This window comes from Mycobacterium sp. OAE908 (assembly GCF_017872775.1).
Taxonomy (GTDB): Bacteria; Actinomycetota; Actinomycetes; order Mycobacteriales; family Mycobacteriaceae; genus Mycobacterium.
In genome coordinates, this window is the sequence record NZ_JAGGJL010000001.1 from 1,435,503 (window position 1) to 1,457,421 (window position 21,919).

Here is a 21,919-nt window from a genome sequence, read left to right on the forward strand (position 1 = left end):
CGTGCCGACAATAGACATCGACCGCGACGCCGCGCACGAGGCGGCGCAGCACGAGCTCGCAAAGCCGATATACCCCAAGGCATCACTGACCGATCGGATTCTCGACTGGATCAACGAGATGCTGTACCGAATGATGGAGGCCAGCGCATCGGTGCCCGGCGGTTGGCTGACGCTGAGCGTGTTGGGGATTCTGCTTGCGATCGCCATCGTGGTCGCTATCCGCATCGCCCGACGCACCATGCGCACCAACCGTCGCGGCGAGCATGCACTGTTCGGCGAGCACGAGCTCAGCGCCGCTCAACACCGCGCCACTGCCGAACAGAATGCGGCACAAGGCAATTGGTCCGCCGCGATCCGCAACCGGCTCAGGGCCGTCGCCCGGCAGTTGGAGGAGAGCTCGGTCCTCGATCCCGTACCCGGCCGCACCGCGACCGAACTCGCGCGCGACGCCGGCCGCGCGCTACCCGCGCTGGCCACCGAATTGAGCGGGGCAGCAGAGGCTTTCAACGACGTCAGGTACGGTGAGCGGCCGGGAACCGAGGCTGCTTACCGGATGATCGCCGACCTCGACAACCACCTGAGATCACGCACGTCGGCCACCTCCAACGCCGCGGCTGTGGTCCCCGCGGCTGCCGACGGTTGGGCCGAAGTGCGATGACAGCCCGCGATACCGCAGTCGGGCCGACGCTCACCCAGCGATGGCGAAGTGCTCGATGGGTGCTGTTCGCATTGGCCGTCATCATCGCGGTGGCCGCCGTCAGCGCATTACTGACGGCGCCGCGACCCGGCGGCCCGATGGACCCCGAATCGACGTCACCGGAAGGCGCCCGAGCGCTGGTGACGATCCTGCGCGAGCACGGCGTGGACGTCGTCGCGGCAGGCGACATCGCCGCGGTAGAAGCCGCTGCGCGACCCGACACCCTACTTCTCATCGCGCAAACGATGTATCTGTCCGACGACGACGTGCTGCGCCGGTTGGCCGCGCTGCCCGGTGATCGTCTGTTGGTTTCGCCGATATCCAGAACCCGCGAGCAACTCGCCCCCGAGGTGCGTCTCGGTGGCTCCACGATCGCCTTCGCCGATGCAAAACCCGACTGCGACATGCGTGAGGCGAACCGCGCGGGGCGGGTGCAACTCGGCCTCGGCGATGACTACGAGGCGGCAGGCAAGGTGTCGGTGACGCGCTGCTATGGCGGAGCGCTGGTCCGCTACACCGAAAACGGCCGTGAGGTGACGGTCGTCAGCTCAGCGGATTTCATGACCAACTCCGGCCTGCTCAAGGAGGGCAACGCCGCGCTGGCGATGAATCTGGCTGGATCGCATCCGCGGCTGATCTGGTACGCGCCCCAGCACAGCGAGGCCAGCGGCACCGAATCCAGCGGCAGCCCGGGGCTTTTCGGGTTGATGCCCGCGCCGGTCAAATGGGTCCTTCTGCAGTTGGTGTTGGTGGTCGCAGTGCTGGCGGTCTGGAAGGGCCGCCGCATCGGCCCGCTGGTTGCAGAGCAATTGCCCGTAGTGGTCCGGGCCTCGGAGACCGTCGAGGGGCGTGGCCGACTGTACCGGTCACAGCGTGCGCGCGATCGCGCAGCAGAAGCGCTGCGCACCGCTGCGCTGCAACGGATGACGCCTCGACTCGGTCTCGGGCCCGACGCAGACCCGCCTGCGATCACCGCGGCGGTCGCCGAACGCAGCGGATCGTCTCCACCAGCGGTGACACACATATTCTTCGGGCCACCACCAGCCAGCGACCCCGAACTAGTCAACCTCGCGCACGAACTCGACAACCTCGAAAGGCAGGTCGCCCAATCGTGACTCAGCCAACCGCCCAGACCACCGCGACATCGGACTCCGCGCGAAACGCCTTGCTGGCGTTGCGCGGTGAAATCGCCAAGGCGGTCGTCGGACAGGACGCCGTCGTCAGCGGGTTGGTGATCGCGCTGCTCTGCCGTGGCCATGTATTGCTCGAAGGTGTGCCGGGCGTGGCGAAAACGCTGCTGGTGCGAACCCTGGCCGCGGCATTGCAACTCGAGTTCAAACGCGTGCAGTTCACCCCCGACCTGATGCCCGGCGATGTGACCGGCTCACTCGTATATGACGCCCGCACAGCGGAATTCGAGTTTCACTCGGGCCCGGTGTTCACCAACCTGCTGCTCGCCGACGAGATCAACCGAACCCCGCCCAAAACCCAGGCCGCCTTGTTGGAGGCCATGGAGGAACGCCAGGTCAGTGTCGAGGGCGAGCCGCGTCCGCTGCCCGACCCGTTCATCGTCGCCGCGACACAGAACCCGATCGAGTACGAGGGCACCTATCAGCTACCCGAGGCGCAGCTGGACCGCTTTCTGCTGAAGCTCAACGTGCCCCTGCCACCGCGCGAGCAGGAGATCGCGATCCTCAACCGGCATGCGCGGGGCTTCGACCCACGCGACCTGTCGGCGGTGAAACCCGTTGCCGGAGCGGCCGAGCTGGCGGCCGGCCGCGAGGCGGTTCGTGAGGTGCTGGTGGCCGACGAGGTGCTCGGCTACATCGTCGACATCGTCGGAGCCACGCGGCACTCGCCGTCACTGCAACTGGGTGTGTCGCCACGCGGGGCGACGGCGCTGCTGGCCACGGCGCGGTCCTGGGCGTGGCTGTCCGGCCGCAACTACGTGACCCCCGATGATGTCAAGGCCATGGCCCGGCCGACCCTGCGCCACCGGGTATCCCTTCGGCCGGAGGCCGAACTGGAGGGCGCCAACCCGGACGGCGTGCTCGACGGCATACTCGCGGCCGTGCCGGTACCGCGCTAGTGATTTTGACCGGCCGCGTCGGCCTGATCGCGCTGATCTGTGTTTTGCCGATCGCGGTATCACCTTGGCCCGCAACCACTTTTGCCGTACTGCTGGCGACCCTGGTCGCGGGCATCGTCGCGGATATCGCGCTGGCCGCGAGCCCACGCAGGCTGCAGTGCAGCCGGCTTGGCGAGACGGCGGCTCGGCTCGGCCAGCCAGTCGAAGCCGAGTTGGTGGTCGAAAACGCGGGCAGTGCACGCTTCCGCGGCCTAATCCGCGACGCATGGGCGCCCAGTGCCCGCCCGCAACCGCGCACGCACGCCGTCAATGTCGCTGCGGGCCAGCAGGTTCGCCTTGTCACCACGCTACGCCCGGTGCGCCGCGGCGATCAGCGTTCCGCGCTCGTCACGGCACGCTCGGTCGGGCCGCTGGGGCTGGCCGGCAGGCAGGGCTCGCACCGGGTGCCGTGGCAGATCCGGATCCTGCCGCCGTTCCTTTCGCGAAAGCACCTGCCCGCCCGGCTCGCGAAACTGCGTGAACTGGAAGGCATGACGCCGGTGCTGATCCGCGGCCAGGGCACCGAATTCGACTCGTTGCGCGAATACGTCATCGGCGACGACGTTCGATCCATCGACTGGCGTGCCACCGCCAGGCGCGGCGACGTGGTGGTGCGGACGTGGCGGCCGGAGCGTGACCGACGCGTGGTCATCGTGCTCGATACCGGCCGCACGTCGGCGGGCCGCGTCGGAGTCGACCCGACCGCCGGCGATCCCGGCGGCTGGCCGCGGCTGGACTGGTCGATGGACGCCGCGCTGCTACTGGCCGCGTTGGCGGCGCGCGCAGGCGATCACGTCGACTTCATCGCCCACGACCGGGTGGCCCGAAGCGGCGTCCACAACGCGTCGCGTACCGAACTTCTCGCGCAGTTGGTCGAGGCGATGGCGCCCCTGGAGCCCGCACTGGTGGAATCGGACGCACGGGCGATGGTGGCCGCGGTGCGACGGCGAATCCGGCAACGGGCGCTGGTTGTGCTGTTGACGGACCTCAACGCCTCGGCACTGGACGAAGGCCTGATGGCGGTGCTGCCGCAACTGTCGGCCAAGCATCAAATACTGCTCGCAGCCGTCGCGGATCCACGCATCGAACGCCTTGCCGCGGGCCGCTCCGACGCCGCCGAAGTATATGACGCCGCGGCGGCAGAACGGGCGCGCAACGACAGGCGCGCGATCGCGTCGCGGCTGCGCCGCTCGGGCGTCGACGTGGTGGACGCCCCGCCCGAGGAGTTGGCGCCCGCACTCGCCGACCACTATCTGGCGATGAAAGCCACCGGACGGCTCTAGCCCGTCGGCACCACGTCGGGGGCGTCGTCGATGTCGCCGGTCTCGCCTGCCCTCGCGGCCTTGCGCCCGAAGTGGAAAATGTAAGCGAGGAAAGCGATTTCGGCCCCAAGGCCGATGGCGATGCGCACTGCGGTCGGCAGCGACGACGGAGTCACGAAAGCCTCGATCATCGCCGAAACCAACAGCACCCCGAACAACCCGATGGTCACCGCGACCACCGCCCTGCCGCGTTCAGCGAGAACCTGAGTGCGGGGCCGGTTCCCCGGTGCGACCACCGACCATCCGAGCCGCATGCCGACTGCGCCGGAAAGAAACACCGCTGTCAGTTCCAGTAACCCGTGCGGGAGGATCAGACTGAGGAAGACGTCGCCCTTACCGGCGTCGAACATGAACGCCGCGTTCGCGCCGAGGTTGAGGGCGTTCTGGAACAGCATCCAGGGAATCGGGATGCCGAGCAGGATCGAGGCGCCGATGCATTGCGCCGAGACCCACCAATTGTTCAGCCACACCTGCGAGAAGAACGATCCCGCCGGATGCTCGCTGTAGTACGACACGAAGTCGTGATTGACCAATTGGTCTATCTCGCTTGGGGTTTTGAGACTGGACTGCAGCTCGTGGTTACCGGAGATCCACAGCGCGACCAAGACACTCACCAACAGAAACCCGATGGCCGTGCCGAGCCACCACCGCCAGGCCTGGTACACCACGACGGGAAAGGACACCGTGAAGAACCGGATGAACTCGCTCCACAGCGGTGCGTGGGCGCCGGTCACCGCAGAACGCGCCCGCGCCACCAAACCCGACAAGCGGCCGATCAGCAGCGCATCGGTCGAAGCGCTGCGCACCATCGACAGATGAGTCGACACCCGCTGATAGAGATCGACCAGTTCGTCTACCTCCGCGCCGGTCAATCGCCGACGACGCTTGACCAGCGTCTCGAGCCGGTCCCACGTCGGGCGATGCGCGAGCACGAACGCGTCGACATCCACATGGCAAATCCTAGTAGCGTGGGTTGCCATGGTCGGCCAGCAAGAACAAGTGGTGACCGGGGACGCGGTGGTCCTTGATGTTCAGATCGCCCAGCTACCGGTGCGTGCGCTCTCGGCGATGATCGACATCACGGTGGTGTTCATCGCCTACATCCTCGGAACGCTGTTGTGGGCGGCCACGCTGACGCAGTTGGACGAAGCGTTGTCGGCCGCCATCCTGATCATCTTCACCGTGCTGGCGCTGGTGGGTTATCCGGTCGTGTTCGAGACGGCGACCAGGGGGAGATCGCTTGGCAAGATGGCGCTCGGGCTGCGGGTGGTGTCGGAGGACGGTGGTCCAGAACGCTTTCGTCAAGCGCTCTTTCGGGCGCTGGCCGGGATATTCGAGATCTGGACATTCCTCGGCGGACCTGCCGTGATCTGTAGCCTGCTGTCCGCCAAGGGAAAACGCATCGGTGACTTCTTCGCGGGCACCGTGGTGATCACCGAGCGCGCCCCACGGCTGAGCCCACCACCGCCGATGCCACCCCAGCTCGCGTGGTGGGCGTCGTCGCTCCAATTGTCGGGCCTCAATCCCGAGCAGGCCGAGCTCGCCCGTCAATTCCTTTCCCGTGCAGCGCAATTGGATCCTGCCGTGCGCGACCCAATGGCTTATCGGATCACCACCGATGTGGTGGCCCAGATCTCCCCGCCGCCCCCGCCTGGCACGCCGCCGCAACTGGTGCTGGCGGCGGTGCTGGCCGAGCGGCATCGCCGCGAGCTCGAGCGGCTGCGGGTCGCGGGCCCGCCGACTGCTCCCCCACCCCAGTGGCAGCAGTGGCCCGCCCAGCCGGCATATCCACCCCAGGCGCCGCCGCCCCAACCGCCAACGGATTCGGGCGGTTTCACTCCGCCGAGCTGATGTCAGCGGTGGCGTAGCCCGACGAGCAGCACCGCCGCTCCGATGAAAGCGGTGAGGGTGCGGGCGTGGTTCCACGCCGTCCAGGTCGAGAAATACGCCTGCCACTCACGCGCGGCATCGGCCGCCGACAGAGCAGCGGGGTTCACCGAATCGAGGTGGTTGTTGAGCGGCACATTGAAAGCCATCGTGATGATGGCACCGAGGATTGCGAAGATCGCGCCGATCAGCAGCCACCAACTGCCTGGCTGATTCAGTCGCACGACCGCGATGACGCCGACCACCAGCGCAAGGATCGTCGCGCTGAAGTACCCCAGCAGGAACGCGGGGCTGGCGTTGGCTTCGGCGTTGATGCCGCGCATCGCGGTGATGGCGTCCACCGGGCCGGTGCGGTCGAGACCGCGCATCACCATGGTCGAGAACACGTACATCATTCCGCCGCCTGCGGCACTGGCGAGGGCGGTGAGCGAGGTCAGGAGGACGACGGGGCTGGTATTCATGCCATGAAGTCAACCGAGACCAGCGGCGACGGGCCATCGTTGACCGTCCCGACTCCATACGCGTGCGTCTATGCCAGGCCGGTGCCGCCGTACAGCTTCACCGACAAAGCGGTCAACCAGCCCCACGCCAACACCACGGCCGCGGTGAACACGAGAATCGTTGCCGCCCCGCCGGATCCGGATGCCAGCGCCACGAAGCTGCCGGCGAATACGACGCCGGTGATGCGGGAGAACCACGCCCACCGCGACTGTCCGGTGCGGGCGAACCACGCGCCGAGCACGAAGCATGCTGCCACCAGACACGCGAAACCGACGCTCGCCACCATCAGGTGCGCCATGCCGTGCCAGCTGACCTCACCCATGCCAGGTGGAGTGCCAGGTGGGAACCCGTCCGACGGGTCAGCCCGAAAGATGCCTACCCCGACAAGTGCGACGCCGTAAACACCGAGCAGCCCGGAGGCCCAGGCCGACAATCGTCCCGGCCCGAGCGCCCGCCGCACGCCGACGGCGGCCGCGATCGTCATCGCGCCGGTGACCAGAAACGTCGCGATCTGAATCCAGCCGAGGTGTCCGTTCGCGAGTTGACTGGCCGCGTGCCGGGTCGGGTCGAACCCATCGCGCGTCGCCATCTGGCCGGCGACCGCAACCACGTAGATGGGGCCCGCAATGACGCCATAGCCGAGCAGCGACTTTGTGATCCGCACCGATAGTGGTGGGCAATCGGTCGTGGTCATGACGGGCCTTTCGCCGGAATCAAACTAGACTGTTCAGTACTGTACTCATCGCAGAACTAGACTGTCCAGTACTGAAGGGAGTGCCGCATGCCCGAGGCAGTACTCGGTCGCTCCGCGCGCAAGCGACTGACCATCCTGGAAGCGGGACGAGACCTGTTTCTGAGCAACGGCTACGGGGGCACCAGCGTCGACCAGATTGCCGCCTTGGCAGCGGTCTCCAAGCAGACGGTCTACAAGCACTTCGGCGACAAGCACGAACTGCTGCTGAGCATTGTGAACGAAGCCTTGAACGACACGGTGGCACCGTTCCTCGACAGGATTGCGGCGCTCGCGGACGCCGCCGATCTCGAAACCGAATTGACCGCGCTGGCCGCCGACTATCTTCGGGCGGTGTTGCAGGAGCCCGTCGTTCAGCTGCGACGGCTGGTCGTCGGCGAGGCCAACCGGGTGCCCGAGTTGGCCGAGCTCTACTACACGCAGGCACCCGCCCGCACGCTGTCCGCCTTCGCCGCCTGCTTCGCGGCGCTGCATCGGCGTGGCCTCCTGCACGTCGCTGAACCTGCCGTCGCCGCAGAGCATTTCGCGTTCCTGATCGTCGGACGATCGATCGACCAGGCGTTGTTCTACGGTGGGTCGCAGGTGTTGGCGGATATCGACATCGAGCACCATGTCCGTGCGGGTGTACAGGTTTTTCTGGCCGCCTACCAGGTGCACACGGGTTAGGCTCGCGGCGTGGACGCCGTGGTCGGGCTGCTCGATGGTGTGCGAGCGCGAGGCGCTTTCGTGTTGCGGATGATGATGGACCCGCCGTGGTCGATGAGCATCAAAGACGATGCGCCGCTGACGCTTATCTGCCAGACGCACGGCCGCGCGGTGATCCTCGGTGAGCACAGCGGAACGTTGTGGCTTGGCCCCGGCGACGTCGCGCTCACCCGCGGTACCGAACATTACGTCTTCGCCGACGACCCGGCCACCACGCCGATGGTCGTCATCCATCCGGGCCAGCGGTGCACGACGCTGTCCGGTGAAAGCCTGAAGTTCGAGATGTCGCTCGGCGTGCGGACGTGGGGCAATAGTTCATCGGGTGCCACGCGCTCGGTGATCTGTGCGTATGAGGGCCGCAGCGAGGTCAGCACGCGCCTACTCGAGGCGTTGCCCGCTGTGCTGGTGCTGCGGGCCGACGATTGGGAAACGCCGCTGGTCGATCTGCTGACGACCGAGGCGGGCCACGATGGGCCCGGTCAGGAGGCGTATCTCGACAGACTGCTGGATCTGTTGCTGATCGCCGTGCTGCGCACGTGGTTCGACCGCGACGAGAACGCCCCGACCTGGTGGCACGCCGAACACGACCCGGTGGTCGGCCCTGCGCTGAAGCTGATCTACAACCATCCTGGCCATCCCTGGACTGTCGCGAATCTTGCTGCGGCGGTTGGTAGTTCGCGGGCCGTATTCGCGAGCAGGTTCACCGAGCAGGTCGGCGAGCCACCCATCTCGTTTCTGACCAACTGGCGGCTAGCGCTGGCCGCGGATCTGTTGCGGTCCAGCCAGTCCACCATCGCAGCGGTGGCGCGGCACGTCGGATACAGCACCCCGTTCGCGTTGAGCAGCGCGTTCAAACGCGCCTACGGAGTCAGCCCGAACACCTACCGCGCCGACGCCGCCTACCCGGGCGCAGCGGTCGAGGCGCTCTGACCACGGGCAGCCACCGCTGAAGCGATCGACGTGGTTGCCACCGTGACCAATGCGCCAAGCATCAACGCCGACGGCTCACCGGGAGCCAACAGATGTTGTTCGGTGCCCAGGGTTGCGGCGGCGACCGGTACCCCGAGCTGTGCTGCCGACAGCACGGCCAGCGTCAGGGGCTGGCCGAACAAGCTGCCCAGGCCGTGGGCAAGCAGCGCACCCACACCGAGGCCAAGGCCGAGCAGAATGAGGGCTGGATGGTGGCCGAGTTCGCGAACTTGCAGTGAAGCACCCAGCCAGACGAAGAACAGGGGGCCGAAGAAGCCTTCAGTGATGCCGAACAGCTGCCGTGCCAGCCGGTGCGGTTCGCCGACCCCGGACACCACGAGGCCAAGAGCGAAGCCGGCCAACATGATCGATACGTGCGTGCTCAGAGCCAACGCACACAGCCCGAAAAGGATGATCAGGCTCAGCCGAAGTTCCAGCGCGACCCGGCGCTTGTGCGAGTAGCGGTGCAACCGCCTGCGCCAGCCGCGCCGGTTGGCGATGCGCAGCACGAAGAAGACTGCCGCGGCACAGCACGCTATCGCGAGCGCGCCCAGCGCAGCGCGTGGCGCCTGCGCAGGATTGATCACCAACGGCAGCAACACGATCGAGGCTGCGTCGGCGATCGCAATCTGGGTAGTCACTGACAGCACCGGCGGCCCATCCAGTCGCAGCGCATCGATCACCGGCAGCGCCAACGCAGCCGAGGAGGACGCCATCAGCACCGCGTAGACCGCTGCGTGTCCGGTGCCGAAGATCTCCGCCAGCATGACTGAAACCACAGCGGCCACCGCGCCCACCGCCACCGCGCGCAGCAGCGCCTTCGGAACCGATGACCGCAATGTCTTGTCCCGCACGGGAACATGCGTACCGGCGACGAACATCACCAACGCGAAGCCGACGTTGGCCAATAACGTGAACGTCGGATCCGTATGGTCCACGATGCCGAAACCCGTCCGCCCGACCACAAGACCGGCGACCAGTTCACCGATGACCACCGGGACGCCGAACCGCGGCATCGACGCCAGCAGCGGCCCCGCAACGCCGATGACGGCTATCACGGCCAGCGTGTCGAAGCCGAACCCGGACATCTATTGCCAAGACACCAAATGGCAAGGGATATTGGTGTTTTCGTCGGTCAGATAGCTCGCACAGACCCGGTGGTAGCCGTCGGCGATCTGCAACGAACAACCCCCGACGGCGCTGCCCCGCACCAATAGAATGGGCGACAGTTTCTTGCCATCGCTGATCTTCGCCAAGTCGGCCCGGACATGGGCGTTGGTCTCAGGTAACAGCTTCAGTCCGGCCGCGCGCAGAATATCCTTGGCCTTCTGAGAGACGGGCTTGGCCTTTTTCAGCGCCGCCACGGTCTTGTCGACAGCGTCGTCCTCCGCGAGCATGCTGAGGTACGCCGCCGCCGCGTCGTAATCGTGGGCCTCGGGTTCGGCCAGCCACTTCACCGCCATGGCCGGACACGTTACTCAGCCCGCTGACCCCTTGCCATCGAAAGCTGCCAAGTACGCTGCGACAGCGCAATTCTGGCAACCGGCTGTGTTTCGGCCTAGTTGCCGATCCAGTTGCCGTGGAAGCCGTACGGAACTCGGTGCGGCAACTTGATTCTGGCTACCGGCGGCGCGGCGAAGTCCGATGCATCGATGATCACCAGATCGCTGCCGTCACGCGCCGGGTCGTAGACGTAGCCGAGATACCAGCCACTGCTCTCATCGGCAGGCCCTGCTGCCGAAGGCACGAACACCGCCTCCCCTGGTCCGCCCGGCGAGTCCGCCGTGCCGAACGGGTGCTCGACCGCGGCTCCGGTGGTCAGGTCGTAACGGACCAGACGCGCGTCGCCGACAGACACCGCGTAACGGGCGGGAAGTGTCGCCAACCGGTCGTCGATGCGCGGGAACTCCACCGCGCGGTCGTCGAGCTGCCGTTCGGCAACCGTGCCCGCCTGTAGGTCGATGGTCCAGCTCCACAGCACTCCGTCGGAGTCGAACCCGCCGCTGTCGCGCCACAGTTCGGGATAGCGAACCGCCTGCAGCACAATCGAATTCCCATCGTCGTAGGCGTTGGCGACATGGAACACATAACACGGCTCGATGTCGAACCACCGGATCGGGCCGAACGGGTCGTCGCGCCGCATGACGCCGAACCGCGCACCGTACTCGTCGCTCCACCGGTAGGGCATGTCGCCTTCGCCCTTGATCGCGACGTCGAGGTTGAACACGATCGGCAGGTCCATGAAGACGACGTGCTCGGCAGTCAGCGCGAAGTCGTGCATCATGGTGTGCGCCTTGGTGTCCAGCGGCCGGTTGATGGTCAGCTCACCATGTGCGTCGGCCCGGTGATAGGTCACGTAGGGCTCGAAGATGCTGCCGTAGCCGAAGAAGTGCAACTCCCCGGTCGTCGGGCAGATCTTCGGATGCGCGGTCATCGAATCGACCAGCTTGCCGCCGAAATCGTAGGCGCCCAACGTTTCCAGCTCGTTGGTGATCTCGTAGGGCAGTGACGATTCGACGAGCGCCAGTGTCTTGCCTGCATGGTTGACGACGTGGGTATTCGCGACGCTGGCCCGCAGGTTGCGGGTGCCATCGGCGTTGTAGAGCGGGAAGTCCTCTTTGAAGCTGTCCGTGCGCACCCATCTATTGCGGTACCAGGCGGCGCGGCCGTTTTCGATGCGGACGCCGTGGATCATGCCGTCGCCGGTGAACCAGTGCGCGGTCGCCTGCCTCGGGTTGGGTCCATTGCGTAGGTACCAGCCGTCGAGTTCGGCAGAGATGGCGCCCTCCACGGGCAGGTCGAACTCGGTCAACTCGTCGGTCACCGGAGCGTAGTTGTCGCGCTTGAAGTACTCGCCGGTGCCGAACAGCGTCGAGGTGGTATCGGTCATGCCCCAAACATGACATGTCTATAGTGACATGTCAAGAGTGGAGTATGCTTCGTGCGTGAGTTTGCGGATGGCGGCGTTGGGCCTGCTGGCCCAGGAACCGGGCAGCGGATACGACCTGCTCAAACACTTCGAGAAGTCGATGGCCAACGTGTGGCCGGCCACGCAGAGCCAGCTGTATGGCGAGCTCAACAAGCTCGCGGACTCGGGGCTGATCGAGGTGTCCGCCGTCGGCGCGCGCGGGCGCAAGGAGTACCGGATCACCGACGCCGGGCGTGCCGAACTGCGGCGGTGGGTGAACAGCCCGCACGATGATCCACCATTTCGCAGCGCAGCATTGCTAAGGGTGTTCCTGCTTGGCGAAGTACCGCCCGAGGACGCCCGTGGCCACGTGATGGCGATGGCCGGGCACGCCGAAGCCGAGGTCAAGCGCCTCGAAGAGTTGCGCGCCTCCATCGACTGGGCCGATGACGAGGGGGCGTTCTACGGCCTCGCCGCCCTCGAGTACGGACTGCGGATGAACGCGATGCAGGCGGATTGGGCGAACTGGCTGGCGCAGCAGATCGACAAGCGCGCACCGGTAGCGCCGCGGCTGGGCGGAAATCGCGCCCGCAAAAATTCTTCTCAAAAAATGTAAGACCCGCGCGACCTGACTGCTCCTACCTGTGAAAGCGGCTCAACGGGAGTCGCGACCACACAAAGGAGCAAGAAGTGAACAACAACACCAACACTCGGAAGAAGTCCATCACCGCTGTACTCGGTGCAGTCGCGGCCACCCTGGCCGCACCGGCGATGCTGTTTCTCGGCTCGGGCAGCGCGCAGGCGGCGACCTCGCTCAACACGGCTAGCGATGCGGCCGGCGTGACCGTCGAAATCCACTCGACGGGCAGCGAGGGCCTGTGCTTCTACAGTGCCGAACCGTGGTTCGGCTGGCAGACCGTGAAGCCGTTGCCGGTGTACAAGGTGCCGTTCTATCTGCAGGCGAACCAGACCCACAACCTCTGGTTTCCGGGCATCCAGACCGGCACCACCTGGAAAGCCCAGGTGGAATGCCCCGTCGGCGGCGTTGACTACTTCAACCCGACCTACTGAGTGCCAGCCGCCAAGCGTGGTGGTCGCGACGCAAATCCCGATCACCACGTTTGCGGCGCTTTAGGCGTTGCATCGCGATAGGTTCCGATATATCGTAAACGTATCGGTAGCGCATCAGGCGCATCCATCACAAACGTAAGGAACCATCAAGTGACCAACCCATTCACACCACCTCACGGTCCGTTCGGCTTCGGCTTCGGCCCCGGCGATCGGCGCGCATTTCATCAGCAGCGGCGCCAAGCCCGTCGCGACTTCCGCGAACACCTTCGCGACCACCTACGCGAGCACGACGCCGGGCCCGATTTTCAGGCAGGCTTTGGCCCCGGTCGTGCCTTCGGACCCGGCCGCGGCTTCGAGTTCGGCTTCGATCCCCGCGCCGGTTTCGGCGGGTTCGGCTTCGGCGGCCCAGGAGGTCCGCGCGGCCGCGGCCGCGGCGGTCGAGGACGCGGCAAGCGCGGTGACGTCCGCGCCGCGATCCTCAAACTGTTGGCCGAGCGGCCGATGCACGGCTACGAGATGATCCAGGAGATCGCCGAGCGAAGCCAGAACCTGTGGCGACCAAGCCCCGGTTCGGTCTACCCGACACTGCAACTGCTGGTGGACGAGGGACTGATTGCCGGAACCGAAAGTGAAGGCAGCAAAAAGCTTTTCGAGCTGACCGCCGAGGGCCGCGCCACGGCCGAGAAGATCGAGACCCCGCCATGGGACGAGATCGCCGAAGGTTGGAAAGACGAAGCGCCCGGACACCTGAACCTGCGCGCCGCAATTGGCCAGCTGATGGGCGCGGTCGCCCAGTCGGCGCACACGGCCAGCGATGAGCAGCAGGAGCGCATCGTCGACATCGTCAACAATGCCCGCCGTGAGATCTACGGGATCCTCGGCGAAGACTGACTAGTCAACTGCAGGGAATAAGTCCAGCGGGACTGGTGTACGCATTCACTATGCAAACCTTCCCGTTGGGCTCATTCCATGTTGGCCGCGTCGGATTCGGCGCCATGCAGCTACCCGGCCCCGGGGTGTTGGGGCCGCCGCGCGATCACGATCAGGCGCTGGCCGTGCTGCGGCGCGCAATTGAATTGGGCATCAACCACATCGACACCGCGCAGTTCTACGGCCCCGATGTCGCCAACGAACTGATCCGCGAAGCGCTTTACCCCTACCCCGCGGATCTCGCTCTGGTCAGCAAGGTCGGCGCCCGCCGCGACGACGCAGGGACATGGGTTGCCGCGCAGGAGCCCGACGATCTGCGGGCCGACATCGAAACGAACCTGCAGACGCTGGGCGTCGACCGGCTGGCCGCGGTCAATCTGCGCATCCACTCCGGTGACCCCACGGCGGTCGGCCCTGTCGACCGCGAGCTGTTCGACGCCCAGTTGTCGGCGATGATCAAGGCCCGCGACGAAGGATTGATCGGCGGGATCGGGCTGAGCAGCATCTGCCTCGAGCACTTGCAGATCGCACTCGACCGCACCGACATCGTGTGCGTGCAGAACGCCTACAACCTCCTCGACAGGACATCGCAACCCGTCCTCGACGCCTGCCTGGACCGCGGCATCGCGTTCGTCCCGTTCTTCCCGCTCGGTTCGGGCTTCTCGCCCGACAACCCGGTGCTCAATCACCCGGCGGTGCGCAGCGAAGCCGACAAGCTCGGCCGCGCGCCTGCCCAGATCGTGCTCGCGTGGACGCTGTCGGTGGCGCCCAACGTGTTATTGATCCCCGGTACGTCATCGGTGGCGCATCTCGAGGAGAACACCGCCGTCGCCGAGATCGAGTTGGACGACGACACCAGGACGCAACTCGACGACGCGGCATAGATCACATTTCGGGGACGGGGAATACCCGGTTCCGCGCGGCTGCTGAATCACCTTGTCGGACAACATCAGTCCGATGCGCGAAGTATAATTAGCCTAGCTAATACAACTAGTGATCAAACGCTGCGGAAGGAGTTGATCAACGATGAAACCCGCAAAGATCTTCGCAACACTGGCAGTCGCCGGTGGTCTTGCGGCCGGGGCGCTCGGAGTCGGTGCTGGCGTCGCAAGCGCCGACCCAGGGTATTGGTACGGCGACGGCCACCATGGGCACGGGTGGAACGGTCCTCGATGGGACAACCGCGGATGGAACGGCGACCCTGTTCCAGGTGGCTGGAACGGCGGCTGGGAACCCTGGGGCGGCGTCTGCGTGTTCGGGGCGTGCATCTAGCGCGCTAGCACCCGGTCAGTCGACATCGACCCAGTCCAGCGTGCGCTGCACGGCCTTCTGCCAACCCGCGTAACCGGACGAGCGCTGGTCCTCGCTCCACGCGGGTGACCAGCGCTTGTCCTCCTGCCAGTTGGCGCGAAGGTCGTCGGGGTTCTCCCAAAACCCGACGGCCAGGCCCGCCGCGTACGCCGCACCTAGGGCGGTCGTTTCGGCGACGACGGGCTTGACCACGTCGACGCCGAGCACGTCGGCTTGGATCTGCATGCACAGATCGTTGGCGGTGATGCCTCCGTCGACCTTCAGGACTTCGAGGTGCACACCGGAGTCGGCCTCCATCGCGTCGACGACGTCGCGGCTCTGGTAGCAGATCGCCTCGAGGGTTGCGCGTGCCAGGTGGGCATTGGTGTTGAACCGCGACAGGCCGACGATTGCGCCGCGGGCATCCGAACGCCAGTACGGCGCAAACAATCCCGAGAAAGCCGGGACGAAGTACACGCCTCCGTTGTCGTCGACCTGACGAGCAAGCGCTTCGCTCTGTGCCGCGCCGCTGATGATGCCCAACTGGTCGCGAAGCCACTGCACGGCCGAGCCGGTGACCGCGATCGAACCCTCAAGGGCGTAAACGGGTTTGGCGTCACCGAACTGATAGCAGACGGTGGTCAGCAGTCCGTTCTCGGAGCGCACGATCTTTTCGCCGGTGTTGAGCAGCAGGAAATTACCTGTGCCATAAGTGTTTTTGGCCTCACCGGCGTCCAGGCAGACCTGTCCGACCATCGCGGCCTGCTGATCGCCGAGTATCCCGGTGATCGGTACCTGCCCCGAGACGGGCCCGTCGTCGCGGGTGACGCCGTATGACTCGGGAAACGACGACGGTTTGATCTCGGGCAGCATCTGGCGCGGAATCCCGAAGAACGAGCACAACTCGTCGTCCCAGTCGAGGGTCTCCAGATCCATCAGCATGGTCCGGCTGGCGTTGGTCACGTCAGTGACGTGCACGCCGCCACGCGGCCCTCCGGTGAGATTCCACAGCACCCAGGTGTCAGGGGTACCGAACAGCGCGTCGCCGTTCTCGGCATCGGCCCGCACACCATCGACGTTGTCCAGAATCCACTGCACTTTGCCTGCGGAGAAATACGTGGCCGGTGGCAGGCCGGCCTTACGCCGGATCACGTCGCCGCGGCCATCGCGATCCAATGCCGAGGCGATGCGGTCGGTGCGGGTGTCCTGCCAGACGATCGCGTTGTGATACGGCCGCCCGGTCCGTCTGTTCCACACGAGTGCGGTTTCGCGCTGGTTGGTGATGCCCAACGCGGCCAGGTCGGGAGCCGACAACTTCGTCTTGTTCAGGGCCGACTGGATCACCGACGCGGTGCGTTCCCAGATCTCCACGGGGTTGTGCTCAACCCAGCCGGCCTTGGGCAGGATCTGTTCGTGTTCGAGCTGGTGGCGCCCGACCTCGGCGCCGTCGTGGTCGAAGATCATGCACCGCGTGCTGGTGGTGCCCTGGTCAACGGCGGCTACGAACTCGGCCACTCCCGCTCCCTCCTGACGGCGATTCCAATCGACCATCATGGTCTACATGGCTGCACCGATCACTGACATTGACCGCATGCCCCGCGGGGGGCCGGATGCCTCCTGCCTCGACCGGCTGTTGCAGACCGACCGCTCGGAGTACCTCGACCGCGACGACGTCGATGACAAGACCAAGCGCAGCGTCATTCGCGCACTCGAATGGGCGGGCGAATTTTTCGGCAACACTGAGAAATTCGCGCAGATCGTGCTCGACGAGGTAGCCGACGTGCCCGATCCGAAGATCCTGGAACTGGGCTCCGGCCACGGTGGCCTGTCGCGGAAGCTCCTCGAATGGCATCCGACCGCAGAGCTCACGGTGACCGACGTCGAAGCGCAATCCGTTAAGGCGATCCAGCAGAGCGACCTCGGTGCGCATCCACGCGCGCAAGTGCGGGAGATGGACGCAACCGAAATCGACGCGCCCGACGGGTATTTCGACCTCGTCGTGTTCGCGCTCTCGTTCCATCACCTGCCGCCGGGCCAGGCTGCGCAGGTGTTCGCCGAAGGCACCCGCGTTGCCGACAAGCTGGTGATCATCGACCTGCCGCGGCCGCCTTCGCCGTTGCACCTCATCCGGCTGGCGACAATGCTGCCGCTCGCGCCGATCGTGCCGTTCGTCCACGACGGTGTGATCAGCTCACTGCGCTGCTACAGCCCGTCCGCGCTGCGCGCACTCGCCGCGCACGCCGATCCGCAAATAGAGGTGGAACTGCGCGGCGGACTGATGAATCCGCAGATCGCGGTGGCCAGCCGCCGAGTCACCACACCCCGCTGATCGCCGGTACGTCCACCCCGATACGCAAAATTTGTCAGGTGAATACCTGATTTCTTCCGCGGTCGTATCGCTCTAGCGTTCCGACCGAGTGCATAGCGCCCGTTCGGCGTTTGCTGTGCGTCAGGGCGGAGGAACGTCGTGGGAAATTCGCACTATGTCGGTCGGGTGGGCGCGCTGGCGGTGGCCCTTGGCGTGGGCGCGGCGATCGCCTCCACACTGCCGATAGCTTCTGCCGACACCACCGGATCAGGCGACTCCGCGTCGGGGACAACGACGCATACGGATTCTCCGGACACCGGATCGTCGGCAGGCACATCACCGTCGGGCGGCGCGGCCGGCGCCGGCAGCGGGGACGTCTCAGGCGGTTCGCCGACCGCATCGGACCCGCCCGGACCCTCAGGGACGGGCGGCGCCGACACCACCGGATCCGGCTCGACAACCACGACCGGATCACCGGGTGGATCGACCAGCTCGGCAGGAAATCCCAAATCGACTGGCGGCACATCGACAAACGGCACCGGCGGACGCCGGGTCCCTCGTAAGGGCGCCGCGACCGGTTCGACCACTAAGACGGCTCGCCCGTCGACCCCCACTTCGGAATCCTCGCCCGCCCCGACGTCGTCAGCTTCGACTCCGGCCCGCAGTGATGTGGCTGCGCCGAGCCTGTCGGCAGCCCCATCAGGTTCGTCGTCATCGGCGCCGACGGCAGCCACGCTGTCGTCGCCGACTTTCGCCGACTTGCCGGCCGCGGCGGTGGCAACACCCACCACAACGGCCGCGCCCTCGCCGAACGTCGTCACCGCCCTGGTGGCCGGGCTCCTGTCGTCGCTGGGCCTCGGTCCGCAGGCCACCGGAACCGACCCCGAGACCCCGGTACAACTGCCGTTCACGTGGGCGGCGCTGGCATTCGTGCGACGCGAACTCGGGCAGCCGGCGACGCACGATCGGCTCGATGACGTCGATCCCGGCGGAGCCGATTTGGCGCGCAACAGCCTGGCCATCGCTTCGGGTGCTGGACAACCGAACGCGTTGATCGGATCGGCCGCCAACCCACCCGTCGATACGTCCGCGCTGGCCGCTCCCGATGTCGCCGCTCTGCCGGCCGTATCCGACATCGGTTCCCTGATCGGTGATTTCGTCGCCGTGTTCATCAGCAACGGCACCGCCGCCCACCCCAACGGCGGCTTTCTGATCGGCAGCGGGTTCAGCTATGACGCCAGCACGTGTGCCAGCGTGTGCCGGGGCGGCAACGGCGGATTGCTGCTCGGCAGCGGTGGCAGCGGCTTCAATGGCGGCGCAGGCGGCAACGCCGGTCTGGTCGGCAACGGCGGTGACGGCGGCGCCGGATTGGCCGGTGTCAACAACGGCGATGGTGGCCGCGGCGGCCTAGGTGGCCTGATTCTGGGTAGCGGCGGTGACGGCGGCGCGGGCGCCGCCGGGATCACCGGAGTCAACGACGGCGCAGGAGGCAAGGGCGGCGCAGGCGGGAATGCGGGCCTGCTGTCGTTGGCCGGCAGTGGCGGTGACGGCGGCGCCGGCGGTGCCGGTGCAGCGGGCGCGGCCAGCGTGGACGGTATCGATCCGGGTGAAGCGGGATCGTCGGGCGGTGACGGTGGCGCGGGTGGCGCGGGTGGCGCCGGCGGCAGCGCGGGCGGACTTGCCCTGTTCGGCAACGGCGGATCGGGTGGCGTCGGCGGCACCGGAGGTGACGGAGCCGGCGGCGGCGACGGCGCGCAGGGCCTGACCGCCACCACCGCGGGAGAGGGCGGCGGCGACGGTGGTGACGGCGGTAGCGGCGGGGCCGGTGGCACCGGCGGAGTAGGCGGCGCGGCAGGCAGAGGCGCATTTTTCGGCCGAGTGGGCGTCAACGGCGACGGCGGCGAGGGAGGCGACGGCGGCGACGCGGGCGCACCTGGCGACGGAGGGGACGGGGCCGACGGTGATGTCGCATCGCCCGATGGCGGAGCGGGCGGCGACGGCGGCGACCCCGGCAGTGTCGGGGCCGCGGGACTCGGCGGCGCTCCCGGCACCGGTGGTACCGGGGGCAGCAGCGGGGCCAATGGAAGCAGCGGTACGGGCGTAACCGGTCCGGCCGGCAGCGGCGGCGACGGCGGCGACGGTTTCGACGCGGCCGCGCCAGGTGCACCGAAGGGATCCACACCCGGCGACGGCGGCGACGGCGGAAACGGTGGCGCCATCGGCAACGGCGGTGACGGCGGCTCCGGCGGCAGGGCGATAAACGGCAATAGCGGTGACGGCGGTGCCGGCGGAAACGGCGGGTCGGTCAGCGGTGACGGCGGTAACGGCGGCGACGGCGGCGACGGCGAGGGCGGCTTCGCCGGACACGTGATCGCGGGTAGGGGTGGTAACGGCGGCGATGCATTGAGCGTCGGTGACGGCGGCACGGGCGGCGACGGCGGCAACGGCAACGGCGTTCGCGGTGGCATCAGCGGCGCAGGCGGCGACGGCGGCAAGGGCGGTCTGGTCAGCGGTGACGGCGGCGACGGCGGCGACGGCGGCAGCTCGGGCCGCGACTCCACCAGCGAAACCGGTGACATGACCGGCGGAGCGGGCGGCCGCGGCGGTGATGCCCGTGGCGACGGGAACGGCGGCGACGGCGGCAACGGCGGTTTCGCCGATTCCGACAATGGAATCAATGTCGGCGGCGGGGGCGGTGCCGGTGGCAATGCCGGAGTCAACGGCGATGGCGGCAAGGGTGGTGACGGCGGCTTCGGCGGCGACGGCACCCGCGCGGCCACTGGCGGTGCCGGCGGCGACGGTGGTGCCGGTGGCACCGAAACCGGCGACGGCGGCGACGGCGGAAATGGTGGCAAGGGCACCAGCGGTGTCAGCAAGGGCACCGGCGGTGCGGGTGGAAACGGCGGTGCCGCAGGCAAATCCGGCGGTGGCGGCGATGGCGGCATCGGTGGTGAGGCCGAAGGCGGCTTCAGCTCCACCGCGACCGGAGGCAAGGGTGGTGAGGGCGGCAGCGGCGGCACCACCGAGGGTGCCGGCGGAGTCGGCGGTGCAGGCGGCAAAGCCACCGGCCACGGCAACGCCAAGGCCAGCGCCGGTGACGGCGGCGCAGGCGGACAAGCCGTCGTCGGCCCAGCAGGTGCCGGCGGTACGGGCGGGGAGGCCAGGGGAACCGACAGCGCCAGCGCCACGGGAGGCGCCGGCGGCGCCGGGGGCAGCGTGCTCACCGCAGGTGACGGCGGGGCAGGCGGCGCCGGCGGTAAGGCGATCGCCCTCGGCGGCGGCGACGCGACCGGCGGTGACGGCGGTGCCGGCGGATCCGGCGGCCAGCAGAGCGGCAACGGCGGCGACGGCGGCAAGGGCGAGATCGGCGGAACGTCCAGCGGAGACGCCAAGGGCGGGCACGGCGGTGACGGCGGCGCCTCTTACTTCGGTGACGCGGGAGACGGCGGAGCAGGCGGTGAGGGCAACGGCGGCGTGTTCGGCAGCTCCGTGGGCGGCGATGGTGGCGTCGGCGGCGACGCGGCGATCCAGGGCAACGGCGGCAGGGGCGGTGACGGTGGCGCTGGCCAGGGTGTCAAAGGCGGCATTGGCGGTGACGGCGGTGCCGGCGGCAAGGGCGGCACGCAGAGCGGTGACGGCGGCGACGGCGGCAACGGCGGCTCGGTCGGCAGGGAAAGCACCACCGAAAACGGTCCCGGCACCGGCGGAGCGGGCGGCCGCGGCGGCGATGCCCGTGGCGACGGCGATGGCGGCGATGGCGGCAACGGCGGCAACGCCGATCCCGACCAAGGAGTCACGGTCGGCGGCGCCGGCGGTGACGGCGGCAATGGCGGCATCAACGGCGACGGCGGACGAGGCGGTGACGGCGGCTTCGGCGGCGACGGCACCCACGCGGCCACTGGCGGTGCCGGCGGCGACGGTGGTGGCGGCGGCACCGAAACCGGCGACGGCGGCGACGGCGGAAACGGCGGCAAAGGCACCACTGGTATCAGCAAGGGCACCGGCGGTGCGGGTGGAAACGGCGGTGCCGCAGGCAAATCCGGTGATGGTGGCGATGGCGGCATCGGCGGTCAGGCCGAAGGCGGTATGAATTCCACCGCGACCGGAGGCATCGGCGGTGACGGCGGCAGTGGCGGCACCACTGTGGGTGCCGGCGGCGACGGCGGCGACGGCGGCCAAGCCATCGGCCATGGCGGCGCCACAGCCAACGCAGGCGACGGCGGCAACGGCGGCAACGGCACCGGCGCCCCGGGCGGAGCGGGCGGCGACGGTGGGTCGACCGTCACTACCGACGCCGCCACCGGTAACGGCGGAGACGGCGGCGACGGCGGGCACGGCTCGCCCGGCGGGCCCGGTGGCAGCGGCGGCACGGGCAGCGGCGGCGGCAGCAACGGCAGCGACGGTGCCGACGGCTAGTCCGGCGACACCTTGAAGTCCACCAATCGCGGCGTG

Annotated in this window: 22 protein-coding genes; 14 read left to right on the top strand and 8 right to left on the bottom strand. The window is 67.6% G+C overall.

Features of this window, described 5'->3' with window-relative positions; genetic code table 11:
• The first annotated feature begins 1 nt into the window (after position 1).
• The 4 genes from J3E61_RS06955 to J3E61_RS06970 are packed head-to-tail and all read left to right on the top strand — an operon-like array spanning position 2 to position 4,108.
• Positions 2 to 658, top strand: coding sequence for a DUF4129 domain-containing protein (locus J3E61_RS06955; RefSeq protein ID WP_210083061.1), 657 nt, complete (start codon positions 2 to 4; stop codon positions 656 to 658).
• Entirely contained in the window at positions 655 to 1,812 is a 1,158-nt protein-coding gene (locus tag J3E61_RS06960) for a DUF4350 domain-containing protein (protein WP_210083062.1), read from the top strand. The genes J3E61_RS06955 and J3E61_RS06960 overlap by 4 nt, the downstream gene beginning before the upstream one ends.
• Positions 1,809 to 2,786: a MoxR family ATPase gene (locus J3E61_RS06965; RefSeq protein WP_210083063.1), complete on the top strand. Its 978-nt coding sequence runs from the start codon at positions 1,809 to 1,811 to the stop codon at positions 2,784 to 2,786. The genes J3E61_RS06960 and J3E61_RS06965 overlap by 4 nt, the downstream gene beginning before the upstream one ends.
• The gene (locus J3E61_RS06970; protein WP_210083064.1) at positions 2,786 to 4,108 is read left to right on the top strand and encodes a DUF58 domain-containing protein; all 1,323 of its coding nucleotides are present in this window, start codon (positions 2,786 to 2,788) and stop codon (positions 4,106 to 4,108) included. The genes J3E61_RS06965 and J3E61_RS06970 overlap by 1 nt, the downstream gene beginning before the upstream one ends.
• On the opposite strand, the gene J3E61_RS06975 is transcribed toward J3E61_RS06970, so the two are convergent.
• Entirely contained in the window at positions 4,105 to 5,097 is a 993-nt protein-coding gene (locus tag J3E61_RS06975; protein ID WP_210083065.1) for a stage II sporulation protein M, read from the bottom strand. The two genes, J3E61_RS06970 and J3E61_RS06975, sit on opposite strands and share 4 nt — an antisense overlap.
• Before the next feature lie 28 nt (positions 5,098 to 5,125).
• Here J3E61_RS06975 and J3E61_RS06980 point away from each other — a divergent pair, with 28 nt between their 5' ends.
• Positions 5,126 to 5,998, top strand: coding sequence for an RDD family protein (locus J3E61_RS06980; RefSeq protein WP_192724516.1), 873 nt, complete (start codon positions 5,126 to 5,128; stop codon positions 5,996 to 5,998).
• Positions 5,999 to 6,000: 2 nt separating this feature from the next.
• On the opposite strand, the gene J3E61_RS06985 is transcribed toward J3E61_RS06980, so the two are convergent.
• Both J3E61_RS06985 and J3E61_RS06990 read right to left on the bottom strand, forming a co-directional pair.
• Positions 6,001 to 6,495, bottom strand: a complete 495-nt coding sequence (locus J3E61_RS06985; protein WP_210083066.1) for a DUF1772 domain-containing protein — start codon at positions 6,493 to 6,495, stop codon at positions 6,001 to 6,003.
• 68 nt (positions 6,496 to 6,563) lie between these two features.
• Positions 6,564 to 7,229, bottom strand: a complete 666-nt coding sequence (locus tag J3E61_RS06990) for a DUF998 domain-containing protein (RefSeq protein WP_210083067.1) — start codon at positions 7,227 to 7,229, stop codon at positions 6,564 to 6,566.
• Positions 7,230 to 7,316: 87 nt separating this feature from the next.
• Here J3E61_RS06990 and J3E61_RS06995 point away from each other — a divergent pair, with 87 nt between their 5' ends.
• The gene (locus J3E61_RS06995; RefSeq protein ID WP_210083068.1) at positions 7,317 to 7,952 is read left to right on the top strand and encodes a TetR/AcrR family transcriptional regulator; all 636 of its coding nucleotides are present in this window, start codon (positions 7,317 to 7,319) and stop codon (positions 7,950 to 7,952) included.
• Between the two features lie 9 nt (positions 7,953 to 7,961).
• Positions 7,962 to 8,921 carry an AraC family transcriptional regulator gene (locus tag J3E61_RS07000; RefSeq protein WP_210083069.1) on the top strand — a complete coding sequence of 320 codons (960 nt, stop codon included), beginning with the start codon at positions 7,962 to 7,964 and terminating at the stop codon, positions 8,919 to 8,921.
• On the opposite strand, the gene J3E61_RS07005 is transcribed toward J3E61_RS07000, so the two are convergent.
• From J3E61_RS07005 to J3E61_RS07015, 3 genes are all read right to left on the bottom strand, one after another.
• Entirely contained in the window at positions 8,891 to 10,048 is a 1,158-nt protein-coding gene (locus J3E61_RS07005; RefSeq protein ID WP_210083070.1) for a cation:proton antiporter, read from the bottom strand. The genes J3E61_RS07000 and J3E61_RS07005 overlap by 31 nt on opposite strands.
• Complete coding sequence (locus J3E61_RS07010; RefSeq protein WP_210083071.1) at positions 10,049 to 10,423, bottom strand: hypothetical protein; 375 nt, start codon at positions 10,421 to 10,423, stop codon at positions 10,049 to 10,051.
• Positions 10,424 to 10,518: 95 nt separating this feature from the next.
• Positions 10,519 to 11,850: a carotenoid oxygenase family protein gene (locus J3E61_RS07015; protein WP_210083072.1), complete on the bottom strand. Its 1,332-nt coding sequence runs from the start codon at positions 11,848 to 11,850 to the stop codon at positions 10,519 to 10,521.
• A gap of 55 nt (positions 11,851 to 11,905) precedes the next feature.
• Between J3E61_RS07015 and J3E61_RS07020 the strand changes: the two genes are divergently transcribed.
• From J3E61_RS07020 to J3E61_RS07040, 5 genes are all read left to right on the top strand, one after another.
• Positions 11,906 to 12,484 (top strand): PadR family transcriptional regulator, encoded by a 579-nt coding sequence (locus tag J3E61_RS07020; protein ID WP_210083073.1) that lies wholly within the window; start codon positions 11,906 to 11,908, stop codon positions 12,482 to 12,484.
• 107 nt (positions 12,485 to 12,591) lie between these two features.
• The gene (locus tag J3E61_RS07025; RefSeq protein WP_210085463.1) at positions 12,592 to 12,939 is read left to right on the top strand and encodes a hypothetical protein; all 348 of its coding nucleotides are present in this window, start codon (positions 12,592 to 12,594) and stop codon (positions 12,937 to 12,939) included.
• 150 nt (positions 12,940 to 13,089) lie between these two features.
• The gene (locus J3E61_RS07030) at positions 13,090 to 13,830 is read left to right on the top strand and encodes a helix-turn-helix transcriptional regulator (RefSeq protein WP_210083074.1); all 741 of its coding nucleotides are present in this window, start codon (positions 13,090 to 13,092) and stop codon (positions 13,828 to 13,830) included.
• Between the two features lie 50 nt (positions 13,831 to 13,880).
• On the top strand, positions 13,881 to 14,753 hold the full coding sequence (locus J3E61_RS07035; RefSeq protein ID WP_210083075.1) for an oxidoreductase: 873 nt from the start codon (positions 13,881 to 13,883) through the stop codon (positions 14,751 to 14,753).
• A 142-nt stretch (positions 14,754 to 14,895) separates the two neighbouring features.
• Complete coding sequence (locus J3E61_RS07040; protein ID WP_210083076.1) at positions 14,896 to 15,141, top strand: hypothetical protein; 246 nt, start codon at positions 14,896 to 14,898, stop codon at positions 15,139 to 15,141.
• Positions 15,142 to 15,156: 15 nt separating this feature from the next.
• Here J3E61_RS07040 and glpK read toward each other — a convergent pair whose 3' ends face one another.
• Positions 15,157 to 16,710 (bottom strand): glycerol kinase GlpK, encoded by a 1,554-nt coding sequence (gene glpK, locus J3E61_RS07045; protein ID WP_192724528.1) that lies wholly within the window; start codon positions 16,708 to 16,710, stop codon positions 15,157 to 15,159.
• A gap of 1 nt (position 16,711) precedes the next feature.
• Between glpK and J3E61_RS07050 the strand changes: the two genes are divergently transcribed.
• Positions 16,712 to 17,488, top strand: a complete 777-nt coding sequence (locus tag J3E61_RS07050) for a class I SAM-dependent methyltransferase (RefSeq protein ID WP_210083077.1) — start codon at positions 16,712 to 16,714, stop codon at positions 17,486 to 17,488.
• A 152-nt stretch (positions 17,489 to 17,640) separates the two neighbouring features.
• Here the strand turns inward: J3E61_RS07050 and J3E61_RS07055 are convergent, their stop codons facing one another.
• Positions 17,641 to 18,288 carry a hypothetical protein gene (locus J3E61_RS07055; RefSeq protein ID WP_210083078.1) on the bottom strand — a complete coding sequence of 216 codons (648 nt, stop codon included), beginning with the start codon at positions 18,286 to 18,288 and terminating at the stop codon, positions 17,641 to 17,643.
• Between J3E61_RS07055 and J3E61_RS07060 the strand changes: the two genes are divergently transcribed.
• A complete protein-coding gene (locus J3E61_RS07060) occupies positions 18,242 to 21,883 on the top strand; it encodes a hypothetical protein (RefSeq protein WP_210083079.1) in 3,642 nt (1,213 codons plus the stop codon). The genes J3E61_RS07055 and J3E61_RS07060 overlap by 47 nt on opposite strands.
• The last annotated feature ends 36 nt before the right edge of the window (positions 21,884 to 21,919 follow it).